Annotated in this window: 13 protein-coding genes, 1 rRNA gene and 1 other annotated feature; all 14 genes read left to right on the top strand. The window is 52.3% G+C overall.

The window, feature by feature from the left end; genetic code table 11:
* Positions 1–95, top strand: a 5S ribosomal RNA gene (rrf, locus tag BQ7382_RS01005); the annotation flags it as partial.
* A 114-nt stretch (positions 96–209) separates the two neighbouring features.
* Positions 210–477 (top strand) — a binding site (T-box leader).
* 45 nt (positions 478–522) lie between these two features.
* Complete coding sequence (asnB, locus tag BQ7382_RS01000; protein WP_077390111.1) at positions 523–2,103, top strand: asparagine synthase B; 1,581 nt, start codon at positions 523–525, stop codon at positions 2,101–2,103.
* Positions 2,104–2,244: 141 nt separating this feature from the next.
* Positions 2,245–3,660, top strand: a complete 1,416-nt coding sequence (locus tag BQ7382_RS00995; protein WP_077390108.1) for an alanine/glycine:cation symporter family protein — start codon at positions 2,245–2,247, stop codon at positions 3,658–3,660.
* A gap of 138 nt (positions 3,661–3,798) precedes the next feature.
* Entirely contained in the window at positions 3,799–4,188 is a 390-nt protein-coding gene (ylxM, locus tag BQ7382_RS00990) for a YlxM family DNA-binding protein (protein ID WP_077390106.1), read from the top strand.
* Between the two features lie 36 nt (positions 4,189–4,224).
* Positions 4,225–5,565 carry a signal recognition particle protein gene (gene ffh, locus BQ7382_RS00985; protein WP_077390103.1) on the top strand — a complete coding sequence of 447 codons (1,341 nt, stop codon included), beginning with the start codon at positions 4,225–4,227 and terminating at the stop codon, positions 5,563–5,565.
* A gap of 96 nt (positions 5,566–5,661) precedes the next feature.
* Positions 5,662–5,904 (top strand): 30S ribosomal protein S16, encoded by a 243-nt coding sequence (gene rpsP, locus BQ7382_RS00980; protein WP_330618706.1) that lies wholly within the window; start codon positions 5,662–5,664, stop codon positions 5,902–5,904.
* Positions 5,905–5,913: 9 nt separating this feature from the next.
* The gene (locus BQ7382_RS00975) at positions 5,914–6,147 is read left to right on the top strand and encodes a KH domain-containing protein (protein ID WP_077390097.1); all 234 of its coding nucleotides are present in this window, start codon (positions 5,914–5,916) and stop codon (positions 6,145–6,147) included.
* Between the two features lie 234 nt (positions 6,148–6,381).
* Positions 6,382–6,900 carry a ribosome maturation factor RimM gene (gene rimM, locus BQ7382_RS00970; protein ID WP_077390094.1) on the top strand — a complete coding sequence of 173 codons (519 nt, stop codon included), beginning with the start codon at positions 6,382–6,384 and terminating at the stop codon, positions 6,898–6,900.
* A gap of 78 nt (positions 6,901–6,978) precedes the next feature.
* Positions 6,979–7,713, top strand: a complete 735-nt coding sequence (gene trmD / locus BQ7382_RS00965; protein WP_077390091.1) for a tRNA (guanosine(37)-N1)-methyltransferase TrmD — start codon at positions 6,979–6,981, stop codon at positions 7,711–7,713.
* Positions 7,714–7,764: 51 nt separating this feature from the next.
* On the top strand, positions 7,765–8,775 hold the full coding sequence (locus BQ7382_RS00960; protein WP_077390088.1) for an HlyD family efflux transporter periplasmic adaptor subunit: 1,011 nt from the start codon (positions 7,765–7,767) through the stop codon (positions 8,773–8,775).
* Between the two features lie 66 nt (positions 8,776–8,841).
* Positions 8,842–9,540: a YggS family pyridoxal phosphate-dependent enzyme gene (locus tag BQ7382_RS00955; protein WP_077390086.1), complete on the top strand. Its 699-nt coding sequence runs from the start codon at positions 8,842–8,844 to the stop codon at positions 9,538–9,540.
* A gap of 178 nt (positions 9,541–9,718) precedes the next feature.
* On the top strand, positions 9,719–10,258 hold the full coding sequence (locus BQ7382_RS00950) for a cell division protein SepF (RefSeq protein WP_159437183.1): 540 nt from the start codon (positions 9,719–9,721) through the stop codon (positions 10,256–10,258).
* A 3-nt stretch (positions 10,259–10,261) separates the two neighbouring features.
* Positions 10,262–10,543 (top strand): YggT family protein, encoded by a 282-nt coding sequence (locus tag BQ7382_RS00945; protein ID WP_077390080.1) that lies wholly within the window; start codon positions 10,262–10,264, stop codon positions 10,541–10,543.
* 54 nt (positions 10,544–10,597) lie between these two features.
* Positions 10,598–11,296, top strand: a complete 699-nt coding sequence (locus BQ7382_RS00940) for a DivIVA domain-containing protein (RefSeq protein WP_159437182.1) — start codon at positions 10,598–10,600, stop codon at positions 11,294–11,296.
* The last annotated feature ends 14 nt before the right edge of the window (positions 11,297–11,310 follow it).

Below are 11,310 nucleotides of genomic sequence, written 5' to 3'. Positions count from 1 at the left end.
ATACACCTGTTCCCATCCCGAACACAGAAGTTAAGCTCCTTAGCGCTGAAGATACTTGGCGGGAAGCTGCCCGGGAAATTAGGACGTCGCCAGTTAGACAGGGACACTCGAAAGAGTGTCCTTTTTCGTTGCGTTTTGTTTTTTTGAAAATATCATATGATTTGTTGACAAACCACAAAAGCAATAGTATATTTTTAGAAAATCAATAAACAAAGGCGTTGATGAAGAAAAGTACCTGTAAAGTTCAGCTACAGAGAGTGGGCGATGATGAGAATCCCGCGCATAGAATTACAGCGAAGAACACTTCGGAGCCCCAACCTGAAAGCCGTGTTCCAGATCAATGGACGGAGAGGCACGGTCAGTAGGTGCGGCGAGTCGTGATCGTTATCTCACGCAGGCTTGTTGGAGCTTGAAAGAGTGACCGGATCATTCCGGTAAGTTAGGTGGCACCGCGGATAGCAGCTATTCGTCCTAAAGTTCGAGGACAGATAGCTGCTATCGTTTTTTTTTGGAGGTGCTGATATGTGCTCAATTATTGGTTTTGCAGGAAAAAGCTTAGGCAGAGAAGAGATCATGAAGTTCTTTGACGAGACCATCTCAAGAGGGCCCGATGATACGAGGCTGTTAGAGACCCCTTCGGGGTGGCTCGGATTCCACAGGCTTGCGATAATGGGCCTGACTGACGAGGGTATGCAGCCTTTTGAGATGGATGGAGACATTCTGGTATGCAACGGAGAGATATACGGCTTCAGACCTATAAGGGAGGAGCTTTCCAGAACGTATAAATTCGTCAGCGAGAGCGACTGTGAGATCCTCCTTCCGCTGTATCACATTTATGGAACAGAGATGTTCAAGATGCTGGGTTCTGAGTTCGCACTGATCATCTACGATCACAAGTCGGACAGCCTTATCGCGGCAAGAGACCCGATCGGCATCAGACCGATGTTCTACGGATACGACCGGGGAGGAGATATCGTTTTTGCAAGCGAAGCCAAGAACCTCGAGGGCATGGTGGAAAAGATCAGGCCGTTCCCGCCGGGACACTACTACAAGGATGGCGAGTTCGTGAGGTATATAGACCTTACGACCGTGGACAAATATTCGACCGATGATGTCGAGACTGCTTGCTCTAAGATCCGGGAAAAGCTTATCCACTCGGTCGAGGAAAGACTGGATGCAGATGCACCTCTGGGCTTTCTCCTTTCGGGAGGCCTGGACTCCAGCCTTGTATGTGCCATCTCCGCAAAGCTCCTCGGAAGAAAGATAAAGACTTTTGCTATAGGAATGGACGAAGACGCGATAGATCTCAAGTATGCGAGGACTGCGGCAGATCACATCGGTGCGGATCACACTGAATTCTATATGACGAGGGACGACGTGATCGAGGCTCTGCCTGAGGTGATCAGGATCCTGGGGACTTGGGATATCACCACTATCCGCGCCAGCATGGGAATGTATCTCTGCTGCAAGAAGATACACGAGACGACTGACATCAGAGTGCTGATGACGGGAGAAATATCGGATGAGCTTTTCGGCTATAAGTACACCGACTTTGCTCCTGATGATGAGGCTTTCCAGCGGGAGTCTGCAAAGAGAGTAGATGAGCTGTACATGTACGACGTTCTCAGGGCCGACAGATGCATATCCACAAACAGCATGGAGGGTAGAGTGCCGTTTGGGGATACGGATTTTGTAAAGTATGTCATGAGCCTGGATCCTGCAATCAAGAGGAACAGCTACGGAATGGGCAAATACCTGCTCAGACATGCTTTTGAAAAGGACCATATCCTGCCGGATGAGATCCTCTGGAGGCAGAAGGCTGCATTCTCAGATGCTGTGGGGCATTCCATGGTCGACGATCTCAAGGAATATGCGGAGACCGTATACACCGATGAAGAGTTTGATGAGCTATCGAAAAAGTACGACTACAGAAGGCCGTTCACAAAAGAAAGCCTGCTTTACAGAGAGATCTTCGAGAGATATTATCCCGGACAGGCGGAGATGATAAAGGATTACTGGATGCCTAACAAGGAGTGGGAAGGATGCGATGTGGACGATCCTTCAGCGAGGGTCCTTTCAAACTATGGAGAAAGCGGAAAATAGGAGATACGATCCTGTTGCAAAAATGATCAGACAGGAGGACAACGGGGGCACTTGAGGGTGTTCCTGTTATTTTTTTGTTGCAATGCTCCGCTTTTTATGTAAAACTAAAATATATTTTCACATATTTTGTTTGGGGGTCATATGATTACAAACGTTCTCAACAACATCGACAGCTTTCTTTACTATCCGGTGCTGATAATCGTGCTGATAGCCGGTGGCATCTATTTCACGTGCCGCATAAGATTTGCTCAGATCAGGCTTTTCCCTGAATCATTGAGGGTGGTCATGGAAAAGCCGGAGGGAGGCCATGTATCCTCCTTTCAGGCTCTGATGGTATCTACGGCTTCAAGAGTAGGCACGGGCAACATCATCGGGGTGTCAACAGCGATATGCCTTGGTGGTCCCGGAGCTATATTCTGGATGTGGCTCCTTGCGATCATTGGCGGAGCATCAGCTTTCGTGGAGAGCACGCTTGCTCAGATCTACAAGCACGGTGATAAGAAGACCGGATGTTATGGAGGACCTGGCTACTACATCGAGTCGGCTTTGAAAAAGAAGAAACTGGCCACGGTGTTCGTGATATTCCTGATCGCCACATACGCGTTCGGGTTCAATCTCCTGTGTTCATACAATCTTCAGTCAACTTTTGTTGCATATGATTTTTATAATGAGAAGAGCACTCCGATCATCATAGGAGTTATTCTGGCGATCCTGGTTGGGATATGCATCTCCGGAGGCGGCAAGGGCATCGTGAGAGTGACCGAAAAGATGGTGCCTTTCATGGGGCTCTTCTACGTGATCGTTTCGCTGATAGTTATAATCTTCCATATCAAGTCGCTGCCGGCTGTCTTCGCCATGATATTCAAGGATGCCTTCGACTTCAGGGCGATATTCAGCGGTGTTGCGGGATCCTGCATGGTCTACGGTATCAAGAGAGGCCTGTATTCCAATGAGGCTGGCGTCGGTTCTGCACCTAACGCGGCGGCATCTGCCATGGTATCTCACCCTGTAAAGCAGGGGCTGGTGCAGATGCTTTCTGTATACATCGATACGTTGCTGCTCTGCACGGCCACGGCACTCATGTGCGTGTTCTCGGGAACGCCGAGAACGGAAGAAGTCGCGGGAGCTCCGTACGTTCAGAATGCTGTGTCGACCGTGTTTGGCAATTACGGCCCGACATTCATCACTATCGCCATGATCATGTTCGCTTTCACAACGCTGCTGGGCAATCTCTACTACGTGGACAACGCCCTGGCGTTCCTGAACCACAGGAAGATGCCGGGAAAGAATTTCATGAGAGTCTGGAGAGTCATCTGCTGCATCACTATCATGGTGGGAGCGATCATACCTATGGATGCGGCATGGGCTCTTGCAGACATCACCATGGGAGGAATGGCACTCATCAACATCCCTGTCTGCATCGCCATCGGAGGTGTTGCATATAAGGCGCTGGATGATTACGTGCGTCAGAGAAGAGAAGGGCTGGCTCCTGTTTTCCGGGCAAGCAGCATAGGAATGGATCCGAAGTCGCTGAGCTTCTGGCAGGACGAAGACTAAGAACAGGATATATAACAGAATATATAAAAGAATACAGATCAACAGACGAGATATAACGCGGGGGCTGTCAAAAAAAATCCTTGACAGCTATCCCGCGTATTGTTATATTTATATGCGTGCTGTTTTAAGGAGGAGATCATGGCTGACAGAGCCTCAGCAGGGGCTGAAGGGATAGAGAAAATAGAACTTGCCAGCCTTCTTTTCGATTTTTACGGCGGCCTGTTGCCGGAGAAACAGCGTAGTGTGATGGAGTTTTACCATGAAGACGATCTATCGCTTTCAGAGATAGCGGAGGAGATGGACATCTCCAGACAGGCTGTCCACTACACGCTGAAGCAGGCGGAGAAGAAACTGAAATACTACGAAGACACCCTGGGACTTGTCCACCGCTTTTCCAGAAACGAAAAGGAACGGGCGAGGGCGGCAGAGCTGGCGCAGGAACTTCGCAGCGCAGTCGCGGGAGATCAGGAGGCCCAGGAACAGCTCAGCGAGCTGGAGCAGATAATCACAGACCTGGGAGAACTATAGATACAGGATATCAGATATCAGGATAAGGAGTACTAAGTGGCATTTGAAGGATTGTCGGAAAAGCTGCAGGAGACCTTCAAGAACCTGAGAGGCAAGGGAGTCGTCACCGAGAAGGATATCGATGCCGCAATGAGGGAGGTGCGTCTGGCCCTCCTGGAGGCGGATGTCAACTTCAAGGTGGTGAAGCAGTTCGTTGCCGATGTCAAGGAGAAGGCTCTTGGGGCGGACGTGATGAAGAGCCTCACTCCGGGGCAGCAGGTGGTAAAGATAGTAAAGGACCAGCTGGTGGACATGATGGGCGGCACCAACAGCAAGCTCACCTATTCCCCGAGCGGTTTCACCGTTTATATGCTGGTAGGCCTCCAGGGTACAGGTAAGACGACGACCTGCGGAAAGCTGGCTTCCTGGCTCAAGCAGAACGGAAAGAAGCCGATGCTCTGCGCCTGCGACGTATACAGGCCTGCGGCAATAGATCAGCTGGAGGTAGTTGGAAAGGCCGTGAACACCCCGGTCTTCACGATGAGGGATGAAAAGGATCCGGTGAAGATCGCGAAGGCTGCCATGGACGATGCGGAGAGAAAAGGACTCAACGTTCTGATCGTAGATACGGCGGGACGTCTTCAGATAGACGAGGCCCTGATGGAGGAACTCGTAAACCTCAAGAAGGCGATCAAGCCTCACGAGATACTGCTGGTGGTGGACGCCCTCACGGGTCAGGATGCCGTGAACATAGCTACGGGATTCAACGACAGGCTGGGCGTTGACGGCATCATCATGACCAAGATGGATGGTGACTCCAGAGGCGGTGCGGCGCTTTCAGCCAAGGCTGTCACTGGAAAACCGATCAAATTCATGGGCGTGGGCGAGAAGTATGACGCCCTCGAGCCGTTCCATCCGGACAGGATAGCATCCAGGATCTTGGGGATGGGAGACATGATGTCACTCATTGAGCAGGCGGAATCGACTTACACCCAGGAGGAAGCCGAGAGGCTGGAGCGGAAGTTCAGGAAGAACCAGTTCGATCTGAACGATTTCCTCGAGCAGATGTCCCAGGTCAACAAGCTGGGAGGCGTCGGAAAGATCCTGGACATGATGCCGGGACTCAGCGCGGCTGACAGGAAGAACATAGACACCGGCAGGGGTGCGAAGGAGCTGGAGAACTACAAGGCCGTGATCCTTTCGATGACGAAGGAGGAGCGCGCCGATCCGAAGATCCTGAACGCCAGCAGGAGGAAGCGCATCGCCGCGGGAAGCGGGCAGAGCGTCTCCACAATAAACAAGCTCATCAAGAGCTATGACGAGATGAGGGCCATGATGAAGAAGATGAACGATCCGAAGGCTCTCAGGAGAAACAAGCTTTTCAGAGGATTGATGTAGCGAATACCTTCGCTTAGCAATACACCCGGCAGCGCCGGAACGGGCCGGACGGCCCACAAGACTTTTTCCAATAACCACAGAATCAAGGAGGAAATAATGGTTAAGATCAGACTGAAGAGAATCGGAGCTCACAAGAAGCCTTTCTACAGAGTAGTAGTAGCGGATTCCCGCACACCGAGGGACGGAAGGTTCATCGAGGAGATCGGAACTTACGATCCGCTGAAGGATCCTGCCGAGATCAAGATCGATGCAGAGAGAGCTCAGAACTGGCTGGACAACGGCGCACAGCCTACAGAGACTGTAAGATCTCTGCTGAAGAAGTCCGGTATCATAAAGTAGGTGCAGACTATGTCTGGGCTGGTAGAGGCGATCGCAAAGTCTCTCGTGGCTAATCCGGACGAGGTCGTGGTCACCGAAGAGGTACATGGCAATAACATTGTTGTGAGTCTCAAGGTAGCTAAGGAGGATATGGGCAAAGTGATAGGCAAGCAGGGCCGTATCGCCAAGGCTATCCGAACAGTCGTCAAGGCTGCAGCTATCAAGCAGAAGAAAAGGGTGACTGTCGATATCATCGATGAATAGCGGAAAACGAGATGACGCTGAGCGATGAGCAGAAGATAAACGGAAGAGCAGGCGGCGGGTGCTGCCTGTTTTTTTCGTGAAAAAAGAAAATGGTGGGTGCCCGCGGCAATGGTGGGTGCCCGCGCCGGTGGCAAGGTGCGTGGCGCTTCGTTGAAAAGCTTCTGTGATTGGTATAAAATCAAGAAGTTAAACATCCGGATCGTGAAGATATAAGATCCCGTCAGGAGGTACAGGATGAAGGGAAGGGAATACGTTGAGATGGGAAGGTTCACTTCTTCTGTAGGCCTGAAGGGGGAGATGAAGGTCCAGCTCTACAATCGTGACAGCAGCAACTTCCGTGAGGGAGCCAGGATATACGTGGCTTCCGGAGACGGATCCATAGGGTACGACGTGGAGCGCGTCCGCGACCATAACGGCACGTGCATCGCTAAGCTGGCGGGAGTCGACGACAGAGACCAGTCCGACGGGCTGAGGAACAGGACTTTTTCCATGGCATCTGACGACATGGATGAGCTACCCGAGGGATATCACTACATCAGCGACCTCATAGGCATGAAGGTATATGACGTGAATTCCGAAAGCGAGGTCGGTCGGGTCAAGGACATCCTCACGGCAACGGCCCAGGAGGTCTACGTGGTAGAGAGAGAAGGCGGGCCGGACGTGATGATCCCGGCCGTAGAGGCTTTTGTGGACACTATCGACCAGGAAAAGGGTGTTATCACGGTGCGTTTGATACCGGGTTTTCTGGACTGACAGGCGTGAGCCGGACGCCGGAGATACGGGCAGATATTGACGGTCTCTGCGATAATACATTCAGACAGGTAAAAGAATTTGAAGATAAACATACTTACGATCTTTCCACAGATGTTTCAGCCACTGCAGGAGAGCATGATCGGCCGGGCCCGGGAGAAAGGGATCCTGGAGATCAATGTGGTGGACATCAGGGATCACACAGAGGACAAACACAACAGAGTCGACGATGCGCCCTTCGGAGGCGGCGCGGGCATGGTGATGCAGTACCAGCCGATAATCACGGCGTTCAGGGAGAACGACATGGGCGGCAGGGTGATATACATGTCGCCAAGGGGGAAGAAACTAACAGGAGAGCTGGCACGTGAGATCTCCTGTGAACCTGAGATAACCATACTGTGCGGTCACTACGAGGGCGTGGACCAGAGGGCCCTGGACGAGATGGAGGCAGAGGAGATATCCATCGGTGACTACGTGGTCACCGGGGGTGAGCTGCCGGCGATGATCCTCATAGACGCTTCGGCAAGATTTATCGATGGCGTCCTCAGCAGCAGGGAGTCGGCCCTGGACGAGAGCGTGTATTCGGGGCTCCTGGAGTATCCGCAGTACACGAGGCCAAGGTCGATCGACGGAAGAGAGGTCCCTGAGATCCTCCTCGGAGGCGATCACGGGGCGGTGGACCTCTGGAGATTCAGAGAGGCGCTGAAGATCACCAGAGACAACAGGCCGGACATGCTGGAGAAATTCGTTAAGGACAGGAACTTTTCGAAAAAGGAAAAAGCGGTACTGGACGAACTTGGCATCCGTCATCAGTGAGTTGGATGAAGGGGATACCGCCCTTTTGCGGGGAAATGAGAATTACTTGATATGAAGAAAAACACCAGATTCTGGGTCATCGTCTGGGCGGCAGCGGTGATCATCTGCATGATAATAATATATGTGATACCTTCAATTGCAGGGGTCTTCGACAGGACTTACGTGGCGGAGTACGGCAGCGTTGAGGTCTCCGATGACGTTGATGCGTTCATTATAAGAGACGAGAGTGTCTACACGGCCCCGGCCGCCGGAGAGGTGAACCGGCTGGTGAAGGAAGGTCAGCTGGTGAAGGCGGGTTCCCGGATCGTGGAGATAACCGGTACGGGCAGGAGTCAGAAGACCAACACCTCCAAGAGCGTGCTCGAAAGTCTCGGGAAAAAATCATATACTGCAGAGGGTGGCAAGACGGACGTTGCGGGATATGTGAGTTATTATATCGACGGCGCCGAGGGTAAGCTCACCACCAGCAGGGCCGATAAGCTGAGCCAGGACAAGCTGAGATCTTACAGCAGCGTTTCAGTGAACCAGTTCGGAAAGGGACGGGTCGCTAAGGGCGAGCCAGTGTTCAAGATTACGACCAACGGAGACTGGCTGGTGGTGTTCTATGTGGACAAGGGATCCTCCGGTCACTTCAAGGCGGGGAACCAGGTCACCATGACCTTTCCGGGACAGGATAACGATGTCATCGGTACCGTTCGTTCCGTGAAGAAACAGAGCGGAAGCTATCGCGTGATGATCGATTCCAACATGATGTTCAAGTCCATGCTCAATAAGAGAAAGGCAAGCATCACCGTCACATCCGCCAGCGCTGATGGCATAGTTATCAAGACCAGCAGCCTCGTGAAAAAGAATGGCCAGCAGGGCGTGATCGTCAAGAACAAGGTGGGCAAGCTGGTGTTCAAGCCGGTGATGATAAAGGCGGACAACGGTACAGAGGCCGCCGTATATCAGGATCTGTACATGGATGATCAGGGAAACTTCCATAACACCATGACCGTGTATGATGAGGTGCTTAAGGATCCGAGCGACAGCGACGTGAAAAATGCCACGGTGCTGAAATAGAAGGCCGGCACAGATACCGGCTGTAAACCGAACCACGGACGATAACAGATGATAAGAGGAGAGAAAATGGGCGTAAGAGAGAATTACCTTGAGGTTCTGGAAAAGAAGGATCAGGCTGCCGTAAGATCCGGCAGGAAGCCTGAGGACGTCACCCTCATGGCGGTGACGAAGCTCCACACGGTGGACGAGATCAACGAGGCCATCGATGCCGGAGCCACGGATATCGGGGAGAACAAGGTCCAGGAGCTCCTGAGCAAGTACCCGGACGTAAAGCCCGTGAGGTGGCACCTCATAGGTCACCTTCAGACCAACAAAGTAAAGCAGATCATAGACAAGGTGGTCATGATACATTCCGTGGACTCTCTCCACCTGGCTCAGGAGATAAACAAGAGGGCCGGAAATGCAGGCCTCGTCATGGATATCCTCATCGAGATCAACGTCGGGAACGAGGAGAGCAAGACGGGGATCAATGCGGAGGATCTGGTCCCTCTGGTAAAAGAGATAACCGGCAGCTGCGAACATGTGCGGGTGCGCGGTGTGATGTGCATCCCTCCCTACGGCGAAGCGCCTGAGGAATCCCGCAAATACTTCGCGGAGACGAGAAAGCTTTTCCAGGAACTGCAGCAGCTTGATCTGCCAGAGGACAGAGCGGTCATCGACACGCTCTCCATGGGCATGAGTTCTGACTATGAGGTGGCAGTTGAGGAAGGATCCACCATCGTAAGAGTTGGAAGTGCTATTTTCGGCAAGAGAAACTACAGATAGAGGGCCGACAAGGCCTCACCCAGTGTGGAATTATTCTGAAAATCATGTTCTGTTTGAACATTTTCCTTGAATTTACTGTATAATAGCCATTAGGTTGCTATCGCCCGTTGTTGTGGGCCGTGAGAGGCATGGGGCCTGAAGGGCGGCAGATGACGACTACATGATCATGGAGGACGACATGGGATTCAAAGAAGCTATGAGCAATTTCCTCGGCACGGATATAGACGATGACGAGATAGAAGTAACAAGAGAAGAGATAGAAGAGACGAAGGCGAAACTCAGCAAGGGTGAGGGGGCGTCCAAGCCTGCACCTGAGAGGAGTGCGGACACAGGGGTCAAAGGCAGCTCCCAGTACGAGCAGATCGCGCCTATGATCTCCAAGGGTTCACAGGCCAAGAGGCTGTCCATGAACGGCTCCGGGCCTTTCAAGATGCTGGTCATCGAGCCTAACAATTTCGATGAGTGCACCAAGCTCGTGGACAATCTCAAGTCCAGGAAGCCCGTGATCATCAACCTGGAGAGGGTGGAGACCGACCTGGCCAGGAAGATGTTTGACTTCATGAGCGGCGCTACATACGCGCTCAACGGAAACGTGCAGAAGGTTACATCCAATATTTTCATATTCGCTCCCGCCAACGTGGACATCGCCGCAAAGGTGAACCGCGAGTCCGGTGAGGACGGCGGCTACGGAGACAAGCAGCGCAGCCCGTGGAGGTAGTGGATGGCATACGTTTTAGGCACTGCGGTGCACTGGTTCTGCCAGATCCTGATACTTCTCCTCTGCGTGAGGGCTATCATGAGCTGGATAGTCACCAGTGGCAGCTCATCCCTGGCGGGGGTGTACAGGGCGGTGATCGGGCTGACCGAGCCGTTCGTGGCTCCTATAAGGAAGCTTATGTCAGGACTCAACACGGGACCATTCGACTTTTCAGTGTTGGTGGCGTTCTTCGCCATCGAGATCGTGGAGTGGATCCTGGTGCGACTGATATATTTGATCTTTTAGCGATTTTATTACTCCGGCCCCGCCGGATATGTTATGAAAGGTGGTAACACACATATGATAATGCCGGTTGATATCGATAAGAAGGAATTCAGCAGGGACAAGAGAGGATATAACTCAAGAGAAGTCGATGAATTCCTCGATCTGATCATCGTCGACTATGAGAAGGTGCTGACGGACAACAGGAACATGGCACACAAGATCAAGTTCCTGGAGAAGCAGGTAAGCGAGGCCCAGAAGTCTGACACAGCAATGCTGGAGACGCTGGAGACGGCCAAGAGGCTGATGGCGGACATCTCCGCGAGCGCCGAGAGAAGAGCCGAGCTCATGATGAGAGATGCCGAGCTGGAGGCTGAGAACATGCTCCTCGAGGCCAAGACCACCGTCAGAAAGCTCAACGATGAGCACCTGGTCCTGAAGAACAAGGTAGAGAGACTCAGGGCAAACTACCAGAGGATGCTCAAGGACGAGCTTGCAGCGCTGGAAAACGACGAGTATGCGCTGCTCCCTGATATGGACAGAAGCGACATCCCTGATATCGAGCAGGAACTGGGACCTCAGGCAGAGGAGAAGGAGCCTGTAAATCAGGATACTCTGGTGATCAGAAGGAAGAGTGATGACACACTCTCCGCTCCAGGACAGGATGGTCAGGGAACAGATGGGCAGAAGAAGGCCACGGTCTCTGATCTCTCTGACAGCCTGAAGCAGATCGCCAATGAGAAGACCAAGATCGATGACACGATCATCCTGAAATAGCTAAGAATGATCGC

Origin of the sequence: Mobilibacterium timonense (genome assembly GCF_900155555.1) — a bacterium.
Lineage (GTDB): Bacteria > Bacillota > Clostridia > Peptostreptococcales > Anaerovoracaceae > Allobaileyella > Allobaileyella timonense.
The sequence above is the reverse complement of the archived record's forward strand: the minus strand, read 5'-3'. Positions and strand labels throughout refer to the sequence as shown.